The organism is Actinoplanes octamycinicus (assembly GCF_014205225.1).
Classification (GTDB): Bacteria; Actinomycetota; Actinomycetes; order Mycobacteriales; family Micromonosporaceae; genus Actinoplanes; species Actinoplanes octamycinicus.
The window spans coordinates 5,507,783-5,531,343 of the sequence record NZ_JACHNB010000001.1 but is presented as its reverse complement, the minus strand read 5'-3'; the positions used below and the strand labels follow the sequence as shown (position 1 = coordinate 5,531,343).

24 protein-coding genes are annotated in these 23,561 nt (G+C 72.6%); 17 read left to right on the top strand and 7 right to left on the bottom strand.

The window, feature by feature from the left end; genetic code table 11:
* The first annotated feature begins 99 nt into the window (after window positions 1-99).
* The 3 genes from BJY16_RS47390 to BJY16_RS24185 are packed head-to-tail and all read left to right on the top strand — an operon-like array spanning window position 100 to window position 3,112.
* Window positions 100-1,647: a serine/threonine-protein kinase gene (locus tag BJY16_RS47390; protein ID WP_185041865.1), complete on the top strand. Its 1,548-nt coding sequence runs from the start codon at window positions 100-102 to the stop codon at window positions 1,645-1,647.
* A gap of 23 nt (window positions 1,648-1,670) precedes the next feature.
* On the top strand, window positions 1,671-2,483 hold the full coding sequence (locus BJY16_RS24190; RefSeq protein WP_185041864.1) for a hypothetical protein: 813 nt from the start codon (window positions 1,671-1,673) through the stop codon (window positions 2,481-2,483).
* Window positions 2,480-3,112: a class F sortase gene (locus BJY16_RS24185; protein WP_185041863.1), complete on the top strand. Its 633-nt coding sequence runs from the start codon at window positions 2,480-2,482 to the stop codon at window positions 3,110-3,112. The genes BJY16_RS24190 and BJY16_RS24185 overlap by 4 nt, the downstream gene beginning before the upstream one ends.
* On the opposite strand, the gene BJY16_RS24180 is transcribed toward BJY16_RS24185, so the two are convergent.
* Complete coding sequence (locus BJY16_RS24180) at window positions 3,058-3,933, bottom strand: helix-turn-helix transcriptional regulator (protein ID WP_185041862.1); 876 nt, start codon at window positions 3,931-3,933, stop codon at window positions 3,058-3,060. The two genes, BJY16_RS24185 and BJY16_RS24180, sit on opposite strands and share 55 nt — an antisense overlap.
* Before the next feature lie 103 nt (window positions 3,934-4,036).
* Between BJY16_RS24180 and BJY16_RS24175 the strand changes: the two genes are divergently transcribed.
* Entirely contained in the window at window positions 4,037-4,987 is a 951-nt protein-coding gene (locus BJY16_RS24175) for an SDR family oxidoreductase (protein WP_185041861.1), read from the top strand.
* Here the strand turns inward: BJY16_RS24175 and BJY16_RS24170 are convergent.
* Entirely contained in the window at window positions 4,980-5,771 is a 792-nt protein-coding gene (locus BJY16_RS24170; RefSeq protein WP_239177961.1) for an AAC(3) family N-acetyltransferase, read from the bottom strand. The genes BJY16_RS24175 and BJY16_RS24170 overlap by 8 nt on opposite strands.
* Before the next feature lie 149 nt (window positions 5,772-5,920).
* Here BJY16_RS24170 and BJY16_RS24165 point away from each other — a divergent pair, with 149 nt between their 5' ends.
* Entirely contained in the window at window positions 5,921-7,522 is a 1,602-nt protein-coding gene (locus BJY16_RS24165) for an IS1182 family transposase (RefSeq protein ID WP_185041783.1), read from the top strand.
* 176 nt (window positions 7,523-7,698) lie between these two features.
* The gene (locus BJY16_RS24160) at window positions 7,699-8,562 is read left to right on the top strand and encodes an SMP-30/gluconolactonase/LRE family protein (RefSeq protein WP_185041860.1); all 864 of its coding nucleotides are present in this window, start codon (window positions 7,699-7,701) and stop codon (window positions 8,560-8,562) included.
* A gap of 121 nt (window positions 8,563-8,683) precedes the next feature.
* On the opposite strand, the gene BJY16_RS24155 is transcribed toward BJY16_RS24160, so the two are convergent.
* Complete coding sequence (locus tag BJY16_RS24155; RefSeq protein WP_239177962.1) at window positions 8,684-10,024, bottom strand: MFS transporter; 1,341 nt, start codon at window positions 10,022-10,024, stop codon at window positions 8,684-8,686.
* 317 nt (window positions 10,025-10,341) lie between these two features.
* On the opposite strand from BJY16_RS24155, the gene BJY16_RS24150 reads away from it, so the two are divergent.
* Entirely contained in the window at window positions 10,342-10,818 is a 477-nt protein-coding gene (locus tag BJY16_RS24150) for a nucleoside deaminase (RefSeq protein ID WP_185041859.1), read from the top strand.
* A gap of 13 nt (window positions 10,819-10,831) precedes the next feature.
* On the opposite strand, the gene BJY16_RS24145 is transcribed toward BJY16_RS24150, so the two are convergent.
* The 3 genes from BJY16_RS24145 to BJY16_RS24135 form a co-directional block, all read right to left on the bottom strand.
* Window positions 10,832-11,002 carry a hypothetical protein gene (locus BJY16_RS24145; RefSeq protein ID WP_185041858.1) on the bottom strand — a complete coding sequence of 57 codons (171 nt, stop codon included), beginning with the start codon at window positions 11,000-11,002 and terminating at the stop codon, window positions 10,832-10,834.
* A 146-nt stretch (window positions 11,003-11,148) separates the two neighbouring features.
* The gene (locus BJY16_RS24140) at window positions 11,149-11,805 is read right to left on the bottom strand and encodes an SDR family oxidoreductase (protein WP_185041857.1); all 657 of its coding nucleotides are present in this window, start codon (window positions 11,803-11,805) and stop codon (window positions 11,149-11,151) included.
* A gap of 63 nt (window positions 11,806-11,868) precedes the next feature.
* On the bottom strand, window positions 11,869-12,810 hold the full coding sequence (locus BJY16_RS24135; protein ID WP_185041856.1) for an LLM class F420-dependent oxidoreductase: 942 nt from the start codon (window positions 12,808-12,810) through the stop codon (window positions 11,869-11,871).
* Window positions 12,811-13,041: 231 nt separating this feature from the next.
* Here BJY16_RS24135 and BJY16_RS24130 point away from each other — a divergent pair, with 231 nt between their 5' ends.
* Both BJY16_RS24130 and trhA read left to right on the top strand, forming a co-directional pair.
* Window positions 13,042-13,341, top strand: coding sequence for a hypothetical protein (locus tag BJY16_RS24130; protein ID WP_185041855.1), 300 nt, complete (start codon window positions 13,042-13,044; stop codon window positions 13,339-13,341).
* 143 nt (window positions 13,342-13,484) lie between these two features.
* The gene (gene trhA / locus BJY16_RS24125) at window positions 13,485-14,228 is read left to right on the top strand and encodes a PAQR family membrane homeostasis protein TrhA (RefSeq protein ID WP_239177963.1); all 744 of its coding nucleotides are present in this window, start codon (window positions 13,485-13,487) and stop codon (window positions 14,226-14,228) included.
* 92 nt (window positions 14,229-14,320) lie between these two features.
* Here the strand turns inward: trhA and BJY16_RS24120 are convergent, their stop codons facing one another.
* Window positions 14,321-14,719: a winged helix-turn-helix transcriptional regulator gene (locus BJY16_RS24120; protein WP_185041854.1), complete on the bottom strand. Its 399-nt coding sequence runs from the start codon at window positions 14,717-14,719 to the stop codon at window positions 14,321-14,323.
* A 128-nt stretch (window positions 14,720-14,847) separates the two neighbouring features.
* On the opposite strand from BJY16_RS24120, the gene BJY16_RS24115 reads away from it, so the two are divergent.
* The 8 genes from BJY16_RS24115 to BJY16_RS24080 all read left to right on the top strand — a co-directional run bounded on the left by BJY16_RS24115 (window position 14,848) and on the right by BJY16_RS24080 (window position 23,530).
* Complete coding sequence (locus BJY16_RS24115) at window positions 14,848-15,702, top strand: SDR family oxidoreductase (RefSeq protein WP_185041853.1); 855 nt, start codon at window positions 14,848-14,850, stop codon at window positions 15,700-15,702.
* A gap of 203 nt (window positions 15,703-15,905) precedes the next feature.
* Window positions 15,906-16,919 (top strand): GlnX family signal transduction membrane protein, encoded by a 1,014-nt coding sequence (locus tag BJY16_RS24110; protein ID WP_185041852.1) that lies wholly within the window; start codon window positions 15,906-15,908, stop codon window positions 16,917-16,919.
* A 26-nt stretch (window positions 16,920-16,945) separates the two neighbouring features.
* The gene (locus BJY16_RS24105) at window positions 16,946-18,199 is read left to right on the top strand and encodes an ABC transporter substrate-binding protein (RefSeq protein ID WP_203759316.1); all 1,254 of its coding nucleotides are present in this window, start codon (window positions 16,946-16,948) and stop codon (window positions 18,197-18,199) included.
* Between the two features lie 153 nt (window positions 18,200-18,352).
* Window positions 18,353-19,003: a hypothetical protein gene (locus BJY16_RS24100; protein WP_185041850.1), complete on the top strand. Its 651-nt coding sequence runs from the start codon at window positions 18,353-18,355 to the stop codon at window positions 19,001-19,003.
* A gap of 90 nt (window positions 19,004-19,093) precedes the next feature.
* Window positions 19,094-20,254 (top strand): DUF4241 domain-containing protein, encoded by a 1,161-nt coding sequence (locus tag BJY16_RS24095; protein WP_185041849.1) that lies wholly within the window; start codon window positions 19,094-19,096, stop codon window positions 20,252-20,254.
* 129 nt (window positions 20,255-20,383) lie between these two features.
* Window positions 20,384-21,526, top strand: a complete 1,143-nt coding sequence (locus BJY16_RS24090; RefSeq protein WP_185041848.1) for a MinD/ParA family ATP-binding protein — start codon at window positions 20,384-20,386, stop codon at window positions 21,524-21,526.
* A 134-nt stretch (window positions 21,527-21,660) separates the two neighbouring features.
* Window positions 21,661-22,272, top strand: a complete 612-nt coding sequence (locus BJY16_RS24085) for a TetR/AcrR family transcriptional regulator (RefSeq protein WP_185041847.1) — start codon at window positions 21,661-21,663, stop codon at window positions 22,270-22,272.
* Between the two features lie 322 nt (window positions 22,273-22,594).
* On the top strand, window positions 22,595-23,530 hold the full coding sequence (locus tag BJY16_RS24080) for a hypothetical protein (RefSeq protein WP_185041846.1): 936 nt from the start codon (window positions 22,595-22,597) through the stop codon (window positions 23,528-23,530).
* Window positions 23,531-23,561: the final 31 nt, after the last annotated feature.

Here is a 23,561-nt window from a genome sequence, read left to right as displayed (position 1 = left end):
CGGGGCCCGAGTCAGGAATCTCCGCATGTGAATTCGCACCCATCCGGAGCCGCGCCCGTGGCGAATCCCTGGTGACGCCGGGATTTCGGGGGTGTGGGGATGGCTGTGGACGGGACCGACGATCGGGTGGGTGGCCGCTACCGGCTGCTGGAAGTGGTCGGGTCCGGCGGGATGGGCCGGGTCTGGCGGGCCGAGGACGACCTGCTGCTGCGCACCGTGGCGGTCAAGGAGGTCGCCGTGCCGTCGGCGGCGCCGCTGGTCAGCGAGGCGATGCGGGAGGCCCGGGCGGCGGCCCGGCTCGACCATCCCGGCGTGGTGAAGGTCTTCGACGTGGTGTGGCGGCGGGGGCGCTGCTGGATCGTGATGGAGTACGTCCCGTCCCGGTCGCTGCAGCAGGTCATCCGGGACGACGGGCCGCTGCCGGTCCACCAGGCGGCCCGGATCGGGCTGCGGATGCTGGCCGCGTTGCGGGCGGCGCACGCGGCCGGGGTGCTGCACCGGGACGTGAAGCCGGACAACGTGCTGCTCGCCGCCGACGGTCGGGTGGTGCTGACCGATTTCGGGCTGGCGACGTTCGGAGCCGGTGTGGACGGCCCGGATCCGCGGCTCGGGTCGCCGAGCTTCATCGCGCCGGAGCGGTTGCGGGCCGCGGACGCCGGTGCCGCGTCGGACCTGTGGTCGTTCGGCGCGACGTTGTACGCGGCGGTGGAGGGCCGGACCCCGTTCGCCCGGGCGGATGCCGGGACGGCGTTGCGGGCGCTGCTCGACGAGCCGCCGGATCCGCCGGTCCGGGCCGGAGCGATGGCACCGTTGCTGCTGGACCTGCTGGTCAAGGACCCGGCCGAGCGTCCCGGCGCCGCCGAGGTGGATGCCCGCCTGCGCGCGATCGTGTCCGGCCCGGCCGAGTTGGATGCCCGCCTGCGCGGGATCGTGTCCGGTCCGGCAGGGGCACGGCCGGACGGCGCGGCGGTCGGGGAGGCACCACCGCGGACCCGGCGGGTGCGGCTGGTGCTGGCCGGCACGGCGGCACTGCTGACCGCGGCCGGCCTGATCGTGATCGGTCAGCGGTCCGACGAGCGCGCACGCACCGTGACCCCGGCCGCGATGATGTCCGAGGCCCTGGCCGCCCCGCCCCGGATCGGGGCCTGCGGACCCGGCACGCCCGCGCCGGTGACCGCCGCCGACCGGAACGTCCCGACCAGGCTGCCCGCCGGATGGGTCTGGTTCCGCGACCCGTCCGGGTTCGCGCTGGCCCTGCCCGCCGGATGGCGGCGCGCGGTGACCGGGAACGACGTCTGCTTCAGCGACCCGCAGGGGCGGCGGGCGTTCACGGTGACCATGTCCCCGGTGGTCACCCGGCGCCCGCTCGCCTACTGGCAGGGCCGGGAGCGGGCCGACCTGGCCGCCGGCAGCCTGCCGGGATACGCCCGGATCAGCATGGGGGTGCTGCTGCTCCGGGACGGCGGCGCCGACTGGGAGTACACCTGGCGCCCCGACTCGGACACCGTCCGGCACGAGCGCCGGGTGCTCCTGGCCGTCGGTGACGGCCGCTCCTATCTGCTGCGCTGGGCGGTCACTGACGCCGACTGGCCCGCCTCCCGGGCCCTGCAGCGCCACCTGGTCGACCTGTTCGCCTCCGCCCGCTGACCACCCGAGTCAAGGAGATCGTGATGCGCTTCCGCCACCTGACCCTGGCCGTGACCGTGCTGCTGCTGGCCACCCCGGCCGCCGCCGCCGCCGACACCGCGGTGCAGGTCCGGCTCCTCCCGCTCAACGGCTCCGGCGCCACCGGCACCGCGACGCTGACCGCCCTGCCCACCGGCGACCTCAAGGTCAGCATCCGCTCCACCGGCCTGGTCCCGCGGGCCGCGCACGCCCAGCACCTGCACGGGTCCACCACCGGGATGGACTTCCACTGCCCGGACCGGTCCGCCGACCGGGACGGCGACGGCTACGTCACCACCGAGGAGGGCATGCCGTCCTACGGCGACATTTTCCTCTCGCTGACCACCCGCGGCGACACCTCGCGCGCCAGCGGCCTCGCCGTCGACCGGATGCCCGCCGCCGACGCCCACGGCCGCCTCGCCTACGACCGGGTCATCCCGGCCGCCGACCTGCCGCCCGGCACCCTCGACCACCTGCGGGACCTGCACATCGTCGAGCACGGCGTCGACGCGAACCGGAACGCGAGGTACGACCTGGACGGGCTGGGCGAATCCACGTTCGCCGCCGCGGCCGGGCTGGCCGGGATCCCCGAGGAGGCGACCGATCCGGCGCTCTGCGGCATGGTGTCCGGCGCGGCCGCCGGGTCGGTCCCGGTGGGCGGCATCGCCGCCGGCGACGGGAGCACGCACCCCACAAACGATTCACGGTACGGCCGCAGCGCGCTGATCGGGTATGCGTCCCTGGTCGTGCTCGCCCTGGCAGCGGGCGTGCTCCTCGGCCGGCGCCGCGCCTTCCGCCTGCCCCGCGCCGAGCGATGAACCGCCGCTCCGCGGTGCTGACCGCGACCCTGGTCCTGGCCCTCAGCGGGGTGGCCGCCCTGCTCGTCGCCCGTCCCGCCGCCCCGGTGGCCGGCTCCCGCACCACACCGGCGCCGGTCCTGCCGATCGCCGTCGTCAGCGCCTCCGCGTTCACCTCCGGGCCGGAGCTGGCGAGTTCGCCACCGACCCGGCTGGAGATCCCGGCCCTGCGGGTCACCGCGCCGGTGACCGAGCTGGGCCTGGCGCCGGACGGGACCATGCAGGTGCCCGCCGACGCCCGGACGGTCGGCTGGTTCAGCGGCGCGCCGGCGCCCGGCTCGCTCGGTCCGGCCGTGCTCGCCGGGCACGTCGACTACCGCGGCCGGGCCGGCTCGTTCGCCCGGCTGCCGGAGCTGCGGCCGGGTGATCCGGTGCGGGTGTCCCGGCGGGACGGGACGGTGGCCGTGTTCGCGGTGGACCGGATCGGCCGGTATCCGAAGCGGGCGTTCCCCACCGAGGCGGTCTACGGGCCGATCGACCATGCCGGGCTGCGCCTGGTCACCTGCGGTGGGGACTTCGACCGGGAGACCGGGCACTACGTGGACAACGTCGTGGTGTTCGCGTCGCTGCGGGGCTCCAGCCGTACCTGAATCCGGGTTTGCGGGGTCTGGGTCGCGGAGCCGAGCAAGGCGAGCTTCTCGGCGTCGGCGGAGCCGCGATCGGGGTGGTAGACCACCAGCAGGATGCCGTCGGTGCCGGTGATCAGCAGCTTCTCCCGGTTGAGCCGCAGCTCGCCGACCTGCGGGTGGGTGAAGGTGACCACCGCGCCGGCCCGCGACCGCACGTCGTGGCGTGCCCAGAGCCGCCGGAACAGCGGGCTGGCCAGCGACAGCTCGCCGACCAGCTCGATGCAGCGGGGATCGTCGGTGTCGGTGCCGACCGACTCGCGGAAGCCGGCGACCAGATGGGCGGCGGCCAGCTCGAAATCCGGGAAGAGGGCCTGCTCCGCCGGGTCGAGGAAGACGTCGCGCAGCCGGTTGCCGCCCGCCACCAGGCGCGGGGACAGGGCGGTGGCCAGCGGGTTCGCGGCCAGGACGTCCATGTGCCGGCCCTCGATGAAGGCCGGCAGCGGCAGCGTCGCGACCAGCGCCGCGGTGCTGGCCGGGACGGTCTCCCGGCGCGGCCGGCGCGGGCGCCGGGGCCGGTCGGCGGCCAGGCCGAGCAGGTGCGCGCGGGCGTCGTCGTCCAGCCGGAGCACCCGGGCCAGGGAGTCCAGGACCTGCACCGACGGGTGCCGGTCCCGGCCGCGCTCCAGCCGCAGGTAGTAGTCGGCGCTGATCCCGGCGAGCATCGCGACCTCCTCGCGGCGCAGGCCGGGCACCCGGCGGACGCCGACCACCGGGATCCCGGCCTCCTCAGGGGTGACGAGTTCGCGGCGGGCGCGGAGGAATTCGCCCAGGCTGGCAGTCATGCCCCCACGGTAGGGCGCGCGGCCACCCGGAGCGGGGGTCCTGGCGGACCCCCCTCCCGGCACGGCCCTGGCCGGCCCGGTCCGCCGAGCGCATGGTGACGACATGAACGAAGAACGAGTGCTTGTCACCGGCGGCGCCGGGTTCATCGCCGGCCATGTCATCCGGGAACTGCTCGGCCGGGGCTACCGGGTGCGGGCCACGGTGCGGTCGCGGAAACCGGACCTCGACGGGGTGGAGTTCGTCCAGGCCGACCTGCTGGACGACGCGGGCTGGGCGGAGGCCGTGGCCGGCGTCGACCACGTGCTGCACGTGGCGTCGCCGGTGCGGCCGGGGCCGGTCGCGAACGAGGACGACCTGATCGTCCCGGCCCGCGAGGGCACCGTGCGGGTGCTGCGCGCGGCCCGCGACGCCGGGGTGCGGCGGGTGGTGCTGACGTCGGCGTTCCACGCGGCCGGATTCGGTCACCCGCACACCGGTCACGTCTTCACCGAGGACGACTGGTCGGTGCTCGACGGGCCGGGCATGGACGCCTACGGGCGGAGCAAGGTCTTCGCCGAGCGGGCCGCCTGGGAGTTCGACCGGGGCGCGATGGAGCTGACCACACTGCTCCCGGTGGCCGTGCTGGGACCGGTGCTGGGCAGCGAGATCTCCGGCGGCAACCACATCGTGCAGCGGATGCTGACCGGGCAGATGCCCGGTTTCCCGGACATCTACCTCCCGGTCGTGGACGTCCGCGACGTGGCCGACGCGCACGTGCGGGCGATGGTGACCCCCGGCGTGGACGGCGAGCGGTTCCTGATCGCGAACGGTCCGGCGATCGCCCTCAAGGACATCGGCGCCACCCTGCGCGAGCACCTCGGCGAGCGGGCCGCCCGGGTGCCGGCCGCGACCATCCCGGACGAGGTGGTGCGGACCACCCCGGCGATGCGGGCGTTCGTCGGCGAGCTCGGTTACCGGAAGCAGATCTCGAACGACAAGGCGCGGCGGGTGCTGGGCTGGCAGCCGCGCCCCGCCGAGGAGGCGATCGTCGCGGCCGGCCGCTCGCTCAGCTGACCCGCGCCAGCCAGCCGGTGGCGAAGTCGACCAGCTCACGCTGGGGCATCAGCCGGGCGGTGGCCTCGCCGACGGTCCCGATCGTGACCGCGCCGGTCGCCTCGAAGGCCGCGCCGATCTCCTCGAAGTGCACGACGTCGTGGTCCGGCGCGGTCCAGGTCAGCCAGCGGGCCGCGCCGTCCGGCCCGAGCACCGCGGACCCGTAGTCGGTCATCGGCGGCTGCTCCTGCCGGGCCTCGGCGAGGTGCAGCGAGGTGTTGCGGCGGTGACCGCAGCCGATCAGCAGAACCTTGCCGCCGAGCCGGTAGATCGCGCCCAGCGGCGAGCCGTCCCCGAACGCCTCGGCCGGCGCGTGGTCCGCGACGATCTCGGCCGCTTCGGCGCCCAGCGCGGCGAACGACACCTGCGGATGATCGCTGCGCCGCGCCCCCGGCCAGGTCCGGACCGTCTCCGGCAGGATGCCCATCCGGTGGCTCGGGGTGCGCAGCGGGTCGAAGCCGGGACCGTTCGCCCGGATGACCGGCCACCAGTCGGCCGGGACCGGTGGGTTCACCCAGTCCGCCGGGTCGGTGTTGCCCGGCGTGTGGGTCGGGACGACCAGGGTCCCGGCCGGCCCGAGCACGTCGAGCAGCGCCCGCACCACCGCCTGCACGTCGCCGGCGACGAACCCGATCGAACGCACCGAGCTGTGCACGATCACCGTGTCGCCGCCGGTCAGGCCCAGTGCGCGCAGGTCGGCGGCGACCGTGGCGACGGTGTGCGGGGCGAGCTGCGGCACGCTCACCGCCCAGCCGTGCCGCTGGCGATCCGCATGGCGTCCCGGCCCGGGGCTTCGTCAGTCACCCGAGCCACCCTAGGTGACTGGTGTTAAACGCTGGTTTGTCACTCGCGTGATGGATATAGCTTTGCTTCTATTTTAGATAGTTTGCTGGGATGACGTTGGGTAGGGCGTCGCAGCAGTCAGGCCTTGCCGACCCGATCAGCCGGTTCTGCGGGGACGTTCTCGCCCCTAACTCGATCTTCGTGTTCCTGCACGAGCATCGGGACCGGCTGTTCCCGGACGGCCTGTTCGCTGACCTGTTCGCGCAGGTCGGGCGGCGGTCGGTGCCGCCGTCGGTGGTCGCGACGGTGATGGTGCTGCAGCGTCTGGAAGGGTTGTCGGATCGGGAAGCGGTCGACCGGTTCACCTTCGATGCCCGCTGGCGGTACGCGGCCGGGGTCGGTGACTGGGACACCGGCCGGGTCGGGTTCGTGCACACGGTGCTGGTCGACATGCGGGAACGGCTACGCCGCTCGCCGCGTCCGGACCGGATCTTCGAGGTGGCGCTCGCCGCGGCCCGCCAGGCGGGGCTGTTGGGCCGGCGCCGGGTCCTGGACTCGACACCGTTGTATGACGCAGTTGCCACGATGGACACGATCACGCTGCTCCGCTCGGCGATCCGCGGCCTGCTCACCGCCGCCGGCCGTGACCTGGCCGCTGAGCTACGCAGTCTGCTGACCAGCGGCGACGACTACACCAGCACCGGGAAACCGGTGGTGGATTGGGACGACAAGACCGCCCGGGAAGCGGTGATCGATTCCCGGGCCCGGGACGGCTATGCGCTACTCGCCGCTCTTGACGGCCGTGAAGAACTTCCGGCACCAGTCGCTGAGGCGATGACGTTGCTGGCCACCGTGCTGGGTCAGGATCTGGAAACCGGCGACGACGGCAGGCTGCGGATCGCCCGCAAAGTCGCCGCCGACCGGGTGATCTCCACTGTTGACCCGCAGGCCCGGCACGGCCACAAAACCCAGCACCACGGCTTCGACGGCTACAAAGCCCACCTCGCCATCGACCCGGACAGCGAGATCATCACCGCCACCCAGGTCACCGCGGGCAACACCGGCGACGCCGCAGCCGCCCCGAACCTGATCACCGACCTCACCAGCGCACCCGCCGACGACTGCGACACCACACCGGCCGGTGACCCAGCGGTCTACGGCGACAGCGCCTACGGCGCCGGCGAAGTCCTCGCACTGCTGCACCACGCCGAGATCGACATCAAAACCAAGGTCCAAGCCCCGGTCGCCCCCGGCGGCAAATTCACCAAGGACCAGTTCACCGTCAACCTCGACAACGCCACGGTGACCTGCCCGAACCAGGTCACCACCACGATCCGCCCGATCACCGGCCATGACCGGCACGCCGGCCAAGCCGACTTCGGCGCCGCCTGCACCGACTGCCCGCTACGCCCGCAATGCACCACAGCGAAAACCGGCCGGCACATCACCATCAGCCGCTGGGAAACCCACCTGGCCGCCGCCCGCACCCGACAGACCGACCCCGCCTGGAAAGCCGACTACCAAGCCACCCGACCCAAAGTCGAACGCAAGATCGCCCACCTGATGCGCCGCCGCCACGGCGGACGCCACGCCCGCATGCGCGGACTCCACCGCGTCGCCGCCGACTTCACCCTCCTAGCAGCCGCCACCAACCTCGCCCGCCTCGCCGCCCTCGGCCTCACCCACCAACTCCAAGGCTGGGCCCTCACCTGACAGTCGGAACCCACCGCTCACCAGCAACTCTCCAACCCGCCAACAGGACAAACCCCGACCCACAACCACCGCTCAACAACAACGCGGGCCGATCAAGACTCTGATCAACCCGCGTTTAACACCAGTCACCTAGCGGTCGCTGGCACGAAGCGGCCGCCGAGGCGCAGGATCGCGCTATGACGACATCTACACCGGAACTGCTGGCCGAGGGATTCACCATGCTCGAATCCGGCCGGTGGCACGAGGGGCGGCTCTGGGTGGCGCACTGGGCGTCCGGGGAGATCGTGGCGATCGGCATGGACGGGACGACCGAGCGGGTGGCCGACGCCCCACCCGGGTACGGCTGGGCGTTCGACTGGCTCCCGGACGGGCGGCTGCTCACCACCGGGCCGGGGCTGACCCTGGCCGACGGGACCACCTACGGGCATCTCGCCGACGTGGCCGAGCATGGCTGGAGCGAGATCGTCACCACCGCGGGCGGCGACGTCTACGTGAACGGGTTCGCGTTCGACCTGGTCGGTGGCGGCGCGCCGAACCCGGGCGTGATCGCGCACGTCGCGCCGGACGGCGCCACCCGGATCGTGGCCGGCGACCTGCAGTTCGCCAACGGCATGGTGATCACCCCGGACGGGCGGACACTGCTGGTCAGCGAGTCGTTCGCGAGCCGGATCACGGCGTTCGACATCGCGGCCGGCGGCACGCTCACCAACCGGCGGGTATGGGCCGACCGGGTCGCGCCGGACGGCATCTGCATCGACGCCGAGGGCGCGGTCTGGTGCGGGGCGCCCGGGATCCGGATGCTCGGCGGCGGGCCGGACGCGCCCGGCGGCGCGCTGATCCGGGTCCGGGAGGGCGGGAAGATCACCGACCGGGTCGAGTTCGACCGGCCGGTCTTCTCCTGCGCGCTCGGCGGGCCGGCCGGCCGGACCCTGTTCGCGCTGGCCTCGGAATGGAGCGGCTTCGAGAACATCGACGCCAACGCCGCGGCCCGGACCGGGCAGGTGCTCACCGTGGAGGTGGAGGTGCCTGCGGCAGCATAGGCGTCGCCGCGGCCGGCGCGGCGCCGATGGTGAACGTGGCCGGACCTGGAGCACCTGGTGCCGCACGCGCTGATGCTCGCCGCCGCCGTCACCACAATGCTGGCCACCGCCCGCCGGTGAGTCACCGGTGGAGCGTCACCTCGCCGCCGGAGCGGCGCCGGAGCAGGTGGCGGTGCTCGTCCCGGTTCGGCGGGCAGGGGCGCTCGCGGAGCATCCGGGTGATCCGGTTGCGGCCGGCCGGGACCAGCCGGATCCCGTCACCGGGCGGCGCCGGTGCCGACGGCCGTGACCAGTCCATCCGCCAGGCCGGGCGGAGCACCGCGGCCAGGTAGGCGAGCCCGCAGATCCACAGGGCCGCGTGCAGGCCGCCGGTGTTCAGCAGCACCGCGCCGAGCAGGCCGCCGACCGGGATGCCGGCCCAGGCCCAGGCGCTGATCAGGGTCTGCACCCGGCCGCGCAGCGCCGCCGGGATCAGCTCCACCTGCACCGTCTCCAGCAGCGGGTTGAACAGCCCGGAGCCGATCCCGGCCAGCGCGTAGACCCCGATCACCACCTGCGGCGGCAGGTCCAGCGCCAGCACGATGATCCGGGTCGGCCCGCTGCTGAGCACCCCGATCAGGTACGTCGCCCGGCGCGGCAACCGGGTCCCGAAGCCGGCCGAGGCCAGCGCGGACGCGATCGACGCCAGCCCGACCGTGCTCAGCGCCAGCCCGACCACGGTCGCGTCGTGCCCGCCGGCCCGGGCCCAGACCGGCAGCAGCACCGCCATCAGCGCCTGGTCGAGCAGGTTGGTGATGACGAACATCGCGGTCAGGGCGCGCAACGGCCGGCTGTGCCGCAGGAACGCGGCGCCGGTGCGCAGCCGGTCGAGGTACGTCTCGTCGTCCCGGCCGCGGTCGCGCACCGGGTCGGTCACGGTCAGCGTGACGATGAGGGTGGCCACGCCGAGCATGGCGGCGGCCGCCCACAGCGCGCGATCCCCGCCCAGGGTGGCGACCAGCCAGCCGGCCAGCGCGGTGCCGGCCGCGGTCGCGGTCCGCTCCACCGCGGTGGCCAGGCCGACGCCGCGGGTGGTGGACTGGCCGGCGTCGGCCGCGGCGAACGGCACCAACATCCGTTTCGCGGCGCTGGCCGGCCCGTCCGCGCAGCCGACCACCACCAGCATCAGGGTGAGCAGCCAGAGCGGTGGGGTGCCGAAGATCGCCGGGATGATCAGGACGGACGCCGACGCCAGGTCGCCGGCCATGCTGATCCGGCGCGGCCCGATCCGGTCCAGCAGCGGGCCGGCCAGCCACTGGGTGAAGGCGTACGGCAGCACCTGGCACGCCACCACCAGCCCGGTCTGCGCCGCGCTGCCGGTCCGGTCCAGCACCAGCCAGGGCACCGCGACGGTGAGCAGCCGGTTGGCGGACAACGTGCAGGCCTGCGAGCTCAGCACACCGGTCAGTCCACGCCATCTCACCCGGCCATCACCGGCCGGGCGGTCAGGGAGTATTGCGAGATCACCATCCGGCATCCTTCGGCAAAAGGCGGGGCGGTTCTCTCGCACCGTAGATGTCGGCGGCCACGGCGGGTAGTCGACGGTCGATGACGAGATAGCCACTTAGCGTCACCGAGACGACCCGGCCACCCGGACCGGATCAGCCCTTCCCGCAGGTCAGGGCATCGAAGGTCAACAGTGTGGCGTCGCGTTTATCGGCTACTCGACTCGCCGAAATGATGTTCCCGAAGTCGCACAGTGAGTCCGTCGTACGCTGTCCCGGGCGGAAGGGGACCCCGATGACCACGATCACCACGGCCGACGCGGCCTACCTGGAACGGGCGATCGGGCTGGCCCGCTCGGCCCGTGAGCACGGCAACCATCCGTTCGGGTCGCTGCTGGTGACGCCGGACGGGTCGGTGCTGGAGGCGGAGAACACCGTGGTCACCGAGGCCGACCCGACCGGTCACGCGGAGACCAACGTGGTCCGGCTGGCCGGGCGCCTGGACCCGGCGACGCTGGCCGCCAGCATCCTCTACACCAGCACCGAGCCGTGCGCGATGTGCGCCGGCGCGATCTACTGGTCCGGCATCGGCCGGGTGGTCTTCGCCCTCTCCTCCGCCGACCTGACCGCCATGCTTCCCGACGGGACGGGCCAGCCGCCGCTGCGCCTCTCGTCCCGCGAGGTGTTCGCCCGCGGCGGCCGCCCGATCACCGTCGACGGCCCGGTCGCCCTGGCCGCCGCCACCGAGGTGCACGCGGGCTTCTGGGACTGACCGGGGCCGCGCGTCAGGCCGGCTCGGGCTCCCGGTCCGGCTCCATCGGGATCGGCTCGGACGGGGCCGGCGGCAGCGGGTCGGGGCTGTCCGGGGACAGTTCGCCCGGGTCGTCGGGGATCGGCGCTCCGGGATCCAGCGGCGGGTAGCGGTCCGGGTCGGACGGCAGGCGTTCGATCGGCATCAGGGCTCCCTCGCGGCGGGTCCGCCCCGGTGCGGGACGGGCTTCAAGATCCGCTTACCCGCTTCGTCAGAGGCCAAACGACCAGGGGATTCACGGCGCTGCGGCGTACCCCAAGCGGATTTTGATCTTGATCGGGGAGCTGCGGATCACTCGCGCAGGGCGTCGGCGATCGGGGTGGCCCCGGCGTTGAAGCGGATCGTGCGGTGCACGGTGCCCGGGTCGTGCAGAGCGGCCACCACCACCGCGGCGACATCGGCCCGGCTGACCGCACCGGCCGTCGCGCCCTCGGCGGCCGTCTCGATCCGGCCGGTCGGCGGGTCGTCGGTGAGCCGGCTCGGCCCGAGGATCGTCCAGTCCAGACCGGTCCGCGCGAGATGGGTGTCGGCGGCGGCCTTGGCCTCCGCGTACGGAAAGAAGGCGCTGTCCGCGGGCACGCCGTGATCGAGCTGGGAACCGAAGTAGGACACCATCAGGTAGCGGCGCGCGCCGGCGCGCTGCGCCGCCTCCATCGAGCGGATCGCGGCGTCCCGGTCCACCGCGTAGGTCCGCGGCGGATTGCCACCGCCCGCCCCGGCCGACCAGACGATCGCGTCGTGCCCGGCGAACAGCTCGGCCAGCTCGGTGACGCCGAGCTGCTCCACGTCGGCGACCAGCGGCGTCGCCCCGGTCGCGGCGACGTCGGCGCGGTGCTCCGGGTTGCGGAACACCGCGGTGACCTCGTGCCCCGCCCCGGTCAGCAGGGGCAGGAGCAACCGGGCCACCTTCCCGTGCCCGCCCACGACAAGAACACGCGCTTGGTCCATTCCGTCACGCTACCCGCCCGGACCGGGCGCCGGGCTCGGCCCGGCCCCGGCGGGTCGCTCCGGTCAGGCCTTGACGATCGGCTTGAGCGCCTCGGCAACCTGGCTGACCAGGCCCGGCCGGTGACCGTTACGGATCAGGTTGATGGTGATCCCGTCGATCCCCGCGCCGATCACCTTCTCGTGCAGCTGCTCGGCGACCTGCTCGGCGGTGCCGAGGAAGGCCCGGTTGCGCCGGTCCTCCGGGATCGACGCGGCCAGCTCCTTCACCTCCGCCTCGTCCTCGCCGACCATGCCCATGACCAGGTAACTCGTGGCCAGGGTGGCCGGGTCGCGGTCGATCTCGGCGCACCGCTCGCGCAGCACGCCGACCTTGCGGGCCAGGTCGTCGACGTCGCAGATGATGTTCATGTGGTCGGCGAAGCGGGCCGCCAGCCGGAACGTCTTCTGCTCGCCGGAACCGCCCAGCATGATCGGGATGCTCGGGCGCAGTCGCGGATTGTTCATCGCGCCGCGGGCCACGTACCACTTGCCCTCGAAGCTGGCCGGCTCACCCTTGAGCATCGGCGCGATGATGGTCAGCGCCTCCTCGAGCCGCTCGAACCGCTGCCCGAAGGTGCCGAACTCGAAGCCCAGGTCGTGGTGCTCCCGCTCGAACCAGCCGGCCCCGATGCCGAGGATGGCGCGCCCCTTCGACACCACGTCGAGAGTGGTCACGGTCTTCGCCAGCAGAGCAGGATTACGGTACGTGTTGCCGGTCACCAGCGTGGACAGCTGGATCGTCGAGGTGGCCGACGCGAGCGCGCCGAGCGTGGTGTACGCCTCGAGCATGTTCTGATCCGGCGTGCCGATCCCCGGCAGCTGGTAGAAGTGGTCCATCACCAGCACCGTGTCGAAGCCGGCCGTCTCGGCCTCCCGGGCCTGCGCCACCACCGTGTCGAACAGCCGCTCGACCGGCACGCCGGGATAGGTGAAATTCGGAATCTGATACCCGAGCCGGATGCTCACGCTTGCCTCCAACGATGTAAGAGGACTCTCACAAGGAATGTAAGAGCTAACTTACACCCACCCGGCCGGAGAAGGAGCGGACCCGGCGGCCGCACTCTTGACCTGCGGATACTCTCCGCAATGCGGTGGCTGACCACCGCCAACACCGACGCCCCGACCGGGATCCCGCTCCGCGGGGCCGCATACGGCGGTATCGGCCCGCGGCGCGTCGCCGCGGAGGACAGTTGAACCATGCCCGAGGACCTCGACTCCACCGGCGAGATGGCGGCATCGCTGGCGCGGCTACGCAGGCTCAGTGATGAGCGCCAGGCCGATCTGCAACGCCTGGAACACGCCGCCGATCTGCCTGACGACGCCGTGCAGCGTCGCACTGCAGCCCTGAACGTCCGTGACGACGCGCTGGTTCGGCGTGCCGACGCTGCCGATCGCCGCGACCACGCGCAGGCACAGCGGGAGACCGCGCTCGACGATCGGCAAGCAGCGCTCGATCAGCAAGCACGACTGCTTGACCGGCGAGAGAACGAAGCTTGACGGGCATGGCCCTTCAGCCTCCGTCTCTGAGCCGAAGCCGTAAGGCATCTCCGTGCAGGTCGCTGCCCCGGGGCGAAGTGGGGGCAATTTCGACCGGCGAACAACTTTCCGTTTGCCACCGGTCAAACGGGTAACCGGCTGGCGTGAGTATCGAGCGTTCCCGGCAGGCATCGGACGGCGGCCGCCCGGACACCGGCATGGACCGGTTCGAGGACCGGGTCGAGCAGGGCCTGGACCACCTCAGCGCCGCCATCAGGCCCCGGCTGCGGGGCTGGCTGCATGCCGGCACCTTCCCCGTCGCGGTCGCCGTCGGAGCGCTGTTGACGGTCCTGTCCCCGGACGCCCGCACCCGGCTGGCGCTGGCACTTTTCAGCCTGTCGGCGGCGCTGCTGTTCGGCATCAGCGCGCTGTACCACCGCGGCGCCTGGGTGGGGCGCGCCGAGAAGGTCCTGCGGCGCTTCGACCACGCCAACATCTTCCTCATCATCGCCGGTACGTACACGCCGTTCTGCGTGTTACTGCTACCGCCGGGCCACGCCCGGACCCTGCTGTGGATCGTGTGGGCCGGCGCGCTGGCCGGGGTCGGCTTCCGAGTGCTGTGGATCGGCGCCCCACGCTGGCTGTACGTGTCGGTGTACATCGCCCTCGGATGGGTGGCCGTGCTCTACCTACCCGCATTCTGGCAGGCAGGCGGCGCACCGGTCGTCACGTTCCTCGTTCTCGGCGGCGCCCTCTACACCCTGGGCGCCGTGGTGTACGGCTTCCAACGGCCCGACCCGAGCCCGCGCTGGTTCGGGTTCCACGAGGTCTTCCACGCCCTGACGATCACCGCCTTCGCGGCGCACTGCATCGGCATCTCCATCGCGCTGCGCACCGCCATCGCCTGACCCATCGACCAGCACGGCAAGACAGTCAACCGCCATGCCTCCCCGAGAAGGCGGGTGCCGGCGAGATCACCCCGCTTCTCCGGAGGGGCCCGCTATTTTTCGGTACGTTCGTCGTACTTCTTGCGGGCGTCGACAACTTCCTCGATGTGCTGCGTCGACCACTCGGTGAGCGCCTTCAGGGGACCGCGCAGGGTCTGGCCGAGCGGCGTCAGCTCGTACTCCACCCGGATCGGCGCCTCCGGATACACCGTCCGCAGGATCAGCCCGTCGCGTTCGAGCGTGCGCAGCGTCTGGGTGAGCATCTTCTCGCTGATCCCCCCGAGCTGCTGCCGCAGCTGCGTGAACCGACGCGCCCCATGCCTGCCGAGCTCGCCCATCACCAGGACAGCCCATTTGCTGCCGATCTGGTCGAGCACGTCACGCGACGGGCAGCCGCGCGTATACGGGTCCCACGATGGTGTGGACTCGCTCACTTCACCGACCGTCGCCATGAATCTCACCTGGATCCTTTCGCCCGGGTGGGCACCTTACCCGAAAGTTCGCCCTTACCAAAGGAGAGCGACCAGGTCATCGTGGGTTCACGTCGCGGAAGGTCCGCGGCAGAAAAGGTGAAACCGCCATGTCGATCGTTGTCACCGCAGCCTCCGGAAATCTGGGCCGGCTCACTGTCGAAGCGCTGCTGACCCGTGGGGTGCCGGCCTCCGAGATCGTTGCGACCAGCCGTGACATCAGCAGGATCAAGGACTTCGCCGACCGCGGTGTCGAGATCCGCCGGGCCGACTTCGCGGAGCCCGGCAGCCTCCCCGCAGCCTTCGAGGGCGTGGACAAGCTTCTGCTGATCTCCACCACGACCCCGAGCGAGCGCGTCGCCAACCACCGCCGCGCCATCGACGCCGCGGTGGTGGCGGGCGCGTCGCTGGTCGCGTTCACCAGCATGCTGCACGCGGACACGTCCACCACCACCCTTTCTCCGACCCACTGGGCCACCGAGGAGTACCTGCGCGAGCGCCTCCCCAGCGTGATGCTGCGCAACGGCTGGTACCTGGAGAACTACACCGACCAGCTCCCTCAGATCCTGCGGGGCGGAACGCTCGTCGGGGCCGCCGGCCAGGGCAGGATCAGCGCCGCGACCCGAGCTGACTACGCCGACGCCGCCGCGGTCGTGCTGACGACCGAAGGCCACGACGGCAAGGCGTACGAGCTGGGCGGCGACGAACCCTTCACCCTGACGCAACTGGCCGCGGCGATCTCGGCCGCGACGGGCAAGCGGATCGGCTACACCGATCTGCCGGTCGACGAGTTCGCCCAGGTGCTGGTCGGCGCGGGCGTGCCCGCCGAGCTGGCGCAGGTCCTGGCGGACGCCGACCGCGCGATGAGCCACGACGAGATGTTCACCGGCTCCGGCGACTTGCGGCGCCTGATCGGACGGCCGACGACGACCCCGGCGGAAGCGATCGCCGCCGCCCTCCGCTGACCGGGCGGCGCTGCGCCGTCCCACCTGATCGCGACAGCGAGAACCGGGTTCTGCCCTGAGGGGCCGGCCGCCGGACCGGCGATGATCGACTTCGGGTAGTCGTGTGGACACCGTTGGTACTGTTCCTCGCGGGAGGGCAGCCATTGATCAGGTTCGGGATCCATACGGGTACGACCCGGTCCGCTCTGTGGCGTGCGCTGGTCGTGCTGGAGCTGGCGCTGCTGATCGTGCTCGGCACCTCGGCGTGGGTCTTTCAGGGCACCCGCGCGACCGCCGAGCGCGTCGGGAGCCACTCGGTGCCGTCGATCCAGCACGTTCTGGCCGCACACGCCGCGCTGGTGGAGGCCGACCAGGCCGCCGTCGCCAGTTTCCGCAGCGGGGCGGTGGGGCTGACCGGCCCCGGCGAGCGATATCAGAACCAGATCGCCCTCGCCGGCCAGAGTCTCACCCAGCTCGCCGTGGACAGCGTCGCGGGCGCCGGGGTCGGTCAGAGCATCCAGCTGGTGCAGGGCCAGCTGGCGGCGTACTCCGGGTTGATCGAGCAGGCCGACGCGCACTTCCGCAAGGATCCCGCGTCGGTCCTGGCCGTCGCCGATCTGTGGTACGCCTCGCGCCTGCTGCACATGCCCGACGGCATCCTGGACCAGCTCGACGACCTGCTGGCCGTCGAGCAGCGGACCCTCGACCGGCAGCTCACGACCGGCCGGATGGCGCCGGGCTGGGTGGCCGTCTGGATCGTGCCGGTGACCGTGCTGCTCGGACTGCTGCTGGCCACGCAGGTGTTCCTGAGCCGGCGCTTCCGCCGTACCTTCAATCCGCCGTTGATCGCCGCGACTCTCGCCGTGCTGGCCCTGGCCGCCGGGATGTCCTTCGATTTCGCCGCTCGCGGCGAGCTGACCGCGACCCGGCAGGCGGGCACCACACTGGTCGGGGTGTGGCACGCGCGCATCGACGCCGCCGACCAGCGTGGGCAGAAGATGCTCGGCGAGGCGGTGGCGAAGGCGTGCCGTGGTGCTTGCGGTGACATGGTCGTGGCGAAAGCCGCCGCCGAGCCACCCGCGGAGGAGGCGCTCACCGCCCGCATCAAGGACGTGGACGGGCATGCCGCGGCGGCCACCGCGACGACCGGGCGGCTGCTGCTGCTCCTGCTCGCGGCACTGATCGCGATGGCGCTGGTGCCGCTCGGCCTCTATCCACGCATCAACGAGTATCGGTAGGGGCGGCGATGCGCATCGTACGAGCAGTGACACTGGCAGCCGTCGCCGTCCTGCTCACCGCAACCGCGGCGTGCACCGGCGACGACCGGGCGGCGGTGACCGTGCTCGCGTCGTGGACCGGCGGCGAGGCGGCGGCGTTCCGGCAGGTGCTGGACCGGTTCACCGACAAGACCGGCATCCGGGTGGAGCTGCAGGGCACCCGCGCGCTCAACCAGGTGCTGACCGCCGAGGTGCAGAAAGGTACGCCGCCGGACATCGCGGTGCTGCCCAGCCTGGGCGATCTTGCCGGCTACGTGCGCCGTTCCGCGGTGCGCCGGCTGGACGACGTGATCGACGCCGGCGCCGAGCAGTCGCACAGCGCACAGTGGCTGCGGCTGGAGCAGATGGACAACGCTCGCTACTCGGTCGCGGTCAAAACCTCTCTCAAGAGCTTGATCTGGTACGACCCGAGCCGGGTCCCCGGCCTGTCCGGTGACCGGCCGCCGACCTGGGACGAGCTCGTCAAGATCAGCGAACGCCTCAGCACGGGCGGCGCCGCGGCCTGGTGCATGGGCATGGGGTCCACCCCGGTCTCCGGCTGGCCCGGCACCGACTGGATCGAGGATTTCGTGCTGCACCAGGCCGGCCCCGCGGCGTACCAGCGCTGGGCCGCCGGAAAGCTGGCCTGGACCGCCCCGGAGATCAAACAGGCGTGGCAGGCCTGGGGCCGGATCGCGCTGCGGCCCGGTTTCGTCCGCGGCGGCGCGCCGGGCCTGCTGTTCACCAACTTCGCCGACGCGGGCCGGGCGATGTCCGCCAACCCACCCGGATGCTTCCTGCACCACCAGGCGTCGTTCGTGGCCGGCGACGCCGCCGGCCGGGACTTCGTGCCGTTCCCGTCCGCCGAGGACCGGGCGTGGGAGGTGTCCGCCGACCTGGCCGCCCTGTTCACCGACAAGCCGGAGGCCCGCGAGCTGATCCGTTTCCTGGCCACCGACGAGGCGCAGAGCATCTGGCCGGCGGCGAGCCACGGCTCGGTGTTCTCCGCGAACCGGGGCGTCGACCCGGCCATCTACGACGACCCGGTGACCCGCCGCATCGCCGAGACGCTGACCGGGGAGGCGAGGCTGTGCTTCGACGCCTCCGACCTCATGCCCAGCGCGATGACCAACGCCTTCTACCGCGCCGTCCTGGAGTTCCTGCAGTCCCCCGACGACCTCGACCGCATCCTGACCCAACTCGACCGGTCCCGCACCGCCATCCCCGCCACCGACTGGCTGACCGTCCCGTGCGGTACCTGACCCTCCGCAGCCGGAGGCGATTCGTTGCCCGTGGGTGAGGCGCCGCGCCATGCACAACCCGCACCGGAAGGGAACGGGCCGCACCCGGACAGCACCTCGCCGGCCCGGCCGGAAACCTTGAGTGGCACGCGTCACCTACCGACCATCCCAGGCATGAAGAAACTCGTCACCGCCCTCACCGCGCTTCTCGCCGGCACCGCCTCGATCGCCGTCGCCGCCCCGGCGCAGGCCGCCGAGGACCGGAACATCCGGGTCGCGAGCACGTTCGGCTCCGGGTACGGCTGCACCCGGATGGTCCACTTCGCGGTCTACCACCGCTCCGTCGCCGACTACGTGCTCATCGGCGGCGTGGCCTCCAACGCCGGGCCACTCCGCAGAGTCAGCAACCCGGAGTATGCGAACGGCCGCACGACGTTCGACTTCTGCCCGAGCTACGGCGAGTACGGCCGCAGAACCGTGAAAGTCACCATCGTCTACAACTGGCAGACGCCGTACCTCAGCACCGACTGGAACACGGTCCCGGTCGACTTCGGTGTGGCGCCCCCGACTACGGCACCGAAGCTCACCCTGAGCGCGACGGCCAGGGGCCGGGTGATCTCCGGCAAGTTCGTCGACCCCCGGTGGAAGGACCGCGGTTACAACATCGTCTACGCCAAGCTCGGCGGCAAGACGGTGAAGCACGTGTTCACCGCGACCGACGACACGTACAGCATCACCGTGACCAAGCCCGGCACCTACGAGATCAAAGGGGTCTCGGTCCTCCCCGACCGCTCGGCCAAGACCACGACCGTCCGGGTCAAGTAGGCGTCGGCCGGGTCGGACAGCGGGCACGGACGGTTCCCGCCGAGAACCGCGTCTTCACCGGAGCGGCTGCTGGCCGTAGAGTCCCCGGCCATGATCAATTTGGTGGCGGTCTACGGCGCCGGCTGGGACGGCCGCGCGCTGGTCAACCCAATGAGCCGGGCCGAGGCGGCAACCCGCGACACGTACGCGGTCGTACTCCTCGACGGCAGCCGGGTGCGGCTGGAGATCCGGGTCGCCTGGGCGGACAGCTACCTCGCCGCGGTCCGCTACGACGATCGGGGCCGCCAGGTGGCTCAGCACGAGTTCCGCCCGTCGGCCGACGGGGGTCTGGCCCTGTGGACCGCCGCCACCTGGGACGGGCCGGACGACCTGGTCGGTGACGAGTACGAACGGCGGGCGGCCCAGCGCTTCGCCACCTACTACCGGTCGGACGGACGTCTTTTGATCGAGGAGCGTCCGAACGGCGAAGGCGGCGGCCTGCGGACCCAGACCGGGTTCGAGGCGGCACCCCGGCTGCCCAGGCCGGGTCCCGGTGACTGGGCCGGACTGCTCACCCTGATCGGGGCCGGACCGGCGGAGGTGGTCGAGTCCGACACGCACGACCTGCCGGTGGTCCACGACAGCGCGGTGCCCTGGCAGCCGCCACGTTCCCTTCAGCCCGGTGACGTGGCCGGCCTGTTCACCGAGGGCGCTGTCCGCCCGGTGGCAGGTGGCCGGACGACGGCCCGGATCGAGGTCGTCGCCGCCGGCGACCTGCGGCTGCCGTCCGGCCGGCTGGTCGCGGCCGACCCCGGCTGGCTCTCCGACGACCAGGCGCCCTACCTGGTCACCGTGGCGCCGGGGAGCTATCCGGTGACGATCAGCCGGGCGCACCTCGCCGGCGACGAGGAGCACGTCCGGATCGCGGCCGCCCGGCTCACCGTGGCCGATCGGCCGGTGGCCCGCTGGGAGTTGGTACTGTGCGACGGACAGGATCCGCTCGACCTGCGCGAGGGCTACTACTACGGCGTCTCGGTGGACGCCGGCCTGGCCTGCTTCCTCGACGCCGAGCAGCGCGAACACTACGCCGCCTGGTTCGACGACGACCTGCCCGACGAACTCCTGGAGTTCGATCAGGGCGGTTTCGCGATGCTGGACGGCGGCGAGCTGATCGCCTACTCGAGCGGGTGGGGCGACGGCGCCTACCCGACGTGGATCGGCCGCGACCAGGACGGCGAGGTCGTCTGTTTCGTCACCGACATGCGGCTCTGACCACCGGGGCAGGCAGCCGGCGGCGTGGCGCGAAGGTAAAAGGCCACTCGCACCGGCGTGCGGTCCGACGTTGCTGGGCGCTCTTTGATATTGATAGGGGGCATTGGTCTCGAAGGCGCTGGAGGCGACATGTCAACGGACAACGGCAGCTACCCGCCGTGGGTGCAGGACACCGGGACCGAGGCGGGCACGGAGGAACGCTCCGCCGCCGGCCCGTGGGCGGCGCTGCCCCCGCCACCCGCCACCCTGCTGGCCCGGGACAAGGCGGAGCCGGCCGCGCCGTGGTCGGCCCTGCCGGCGCCCGCGCAGCCGGCGGCTCCCGCCCCGGTCAAGGTGACCCCGCCGACCCTGGACGACCTGCTCGCCGACCGGCCCGCGCCGCCGATGGGCCCGGCCAAGACCGGGTGGCGGGCGATCGTCCGGCGGGCCTCCGCCGGGGTGGTGGCGCTGCCGCCCGGACCGGCCGAGGTGCGGCACCGCACCGCGGTCGCGGCCGTGCAGCGCAGCCTGAACGGCCCGAAAACGGTGGTGGTGGTCAACCCGAAGGGCGGGGCGATCAAGACGACCACCACCCTGATGATCGCCCGGACGCTCGGCATCCACCGCGGCGGCTACGTGCTGGGCTGGGACAACAACGAGACCCGGGGCACCATGGGCTGGCGGGCCAACCCGGCCCGGCACACCAACACCGCCGTGGACCTGCTGCGCGACCTGGACCGGTTCGCCGACGTGCGCAGCGCCCGGGTCGGCGACCTGGACAACTACGTGCGGTCGCAGGGCGACGCGCAGTTCGACGTGCTCGCCTCGGACGAGGACGCGGAGTCCTCGGCCAGCATCGACGCCGCGGCCTTCAAGGATCTGCACCGGACGCTGAGCCGGTTCTACCGGGTGATGGTCGTCGACACCGGCAACAACATGCGGGCCAGCAACTGGGAGGCGGCCGTCGCCGAGGCCGACCAGTTGGTGATCGTCTCCACGGTGCGCGAGGACACCTCGCAGAGCGCCGCCTGGATGGCCGACGCGCTGAACACCTCCGGTCGCGGCGAGCTGGTGGCCAAGGCGGTGACCGTGCTGGCCGAGCCGGCCGCGGTCCCGGACAAGGCGCTGCGGGCCCGGCTGCACCGGCACTTCGGCCAGCTGACCCGGGCGGTCGTCGACATCCCGTACGACCCGGCGCTGATCGGCGGCGGGCCGATCGCCTACGACGCGCTCTCCTCGGCCAGCCACGCGGCCTGGCTGCAGGCCACGGCGGCGATCGCTGAGGGGTTGTGACGGCGGCCCGGCTGCGGGCCACCGCAGTGATCGCTGAGGGGCGGTGACGGCGGCCCGGCCGCGGGCCACGGCGGCGATCGCTGAGGGGCTGTAATGTAAGAGGGGACTTACACTGCGGCCGCGGGGAGGCGGGCATGTCGCGGGAACGCGCCTACCACCACGGTGACCTGCGTGCCGCCCTGATCGGCGCCAGCTTCGAGCTGCTCGCCGAGGTGGGGCTGCGCCGCTTCTCGGTGGCCGCGGTGGCCCGGCGGCTGGGCGTGAGCTCCGCCGCGCCGTACCGGCACTTCCCGGACCGCGACCACCTGCTGTCCGCGGTCTCCGCCACGGCCGCGCGCGACCTGCGGTCCGCGATCCTCGCGGCCGCCGAGGACTCCGGTCCGGACCCGGCCGATCGTCTGGCCGCGGTCGCCGGCGCCTATTTCCGGTACGTCGTGCGCACCGGCGCCGGCCTGCACGTCATCTACGCCCCTGAGCTGTACCGGGTGCCTGACGAGGGTCGGCGGGAGCACACCCGGGCCTTGATGGACACGGTCCTGGAGCTGGCCGCCGCCACCGACGTCCCGACCTACCAGCAGAGCGTCGCCCTGGTCGAGGCGATCATCGCGGTCGGGCACGGCTACACGTCACTGTTCGCGGATGGCTTCTTCGCCCGCGGCTCGTCGACGGTGGACGCGGTGGCGGCCCGCGCGGTCGCCGCCGCCCGCGCCCTGATCCGCGCGGAGCACGCCCCGTCCGTGCCCTGATTCCCGCGGAGCACGCCCCGTCCGCGCGGAGCACGCCCCACCTGCGCCGTGATCCGCGCGAGCATGCCCGCCCAAGCCGTGATCCGCGCGGACCGCGCCGCGTCCACCAGCTGACGCGGAGCACGCCCCCGCGTACCCCGGGACTTCGGGCTCTTCGCCCGCCTCGGGGAGACCACCGAGTTGGTGTCCCAGGTGGGGGCCCGGGCACTGGTCGCTGTACCGCCGTCGCCGAGCTGTCCCGGCGCGCCGGGGCCGCCGCGGCGATCGCCGCGTACGTCGGAGGTCTTTGAATCCGATCGATCGGGGACGATACTCGGTCGGCATGGAGGACGGGCGGGCCGAGCTGGGGCGGGACCTCGCGCATGCGCTGCGGACCGGGCCGTTCTCGGCGGCGCTGCACCTGGCGATCGAGGACCGTGGGGTGCGGCTGGACGAGATCCAGGAGCAGCTGGCGGCGGCCGGGATCAACCTGAGCCTGACCACGCTCAGCTACTGGCGGCGGGGGCGCAGCCGGCCGGAGCGGCCCGAGTCGCTCAAGGCGGTCCGGCTGCTGGAGCGGATCCTCACGCTGCCCGAGGACTCGCTGATGGTGCAGCTGGGACCGCGCCGGCCGCGTGGGCGGTGGCTGACCCGGCCACCCGGCACGATCGAGGTGGACCGGCTGTTCTCCGACGGGGTCAGCGTGGCCCGGGCGATCGGCGGGCTGGACCGGTGGATGTACCACGAGCTGACCCGGCTCAGCCTGCACGACCTCTACACGGTCGGGCCGGACCGGCAGGAGGTGAGCCTGACCTGCCGGCAGGTGCTGCGGGCCAACGTCGACCGGGTGTCCCGGACGGTCGGCATCTTCTCCAGCGACGACCTGGCCGCGACCACCTCGATCGCCGCGATCCGCAACTGCCGGATCGGGCGGACCCGCAGCGACCCCGGATCCGGGCTGCTGGCCGCCGAGATCGTCTTCGACCGGATGCTGTCGCAGGGCGAGACCGTGGTGATCGAGCACGAGTACCGCAGCGAGTCGCGGGTGCCGACCGACAACTACTACCGAGCGTTCACCACCCCGGTGAACGAGTACGTGCTGCAGGTCCAGTTCCACCACGACGCGGTCCCGGCCCGCTGCCACCGCTTCCAGCGGCGCGCGCTGAACGCCCCGGAGCAGGGCGTCTGGGAGGCGTGGATCGGCTCGACGCACGGCGCCCACCTGGTCGCCGCGGACGTCGCCCCGGGCATCGCCGGCATGCGCTGGGAGTGGGAGTGAGCGGCCGGATCCCGGCCGCCCACTCCCGCCG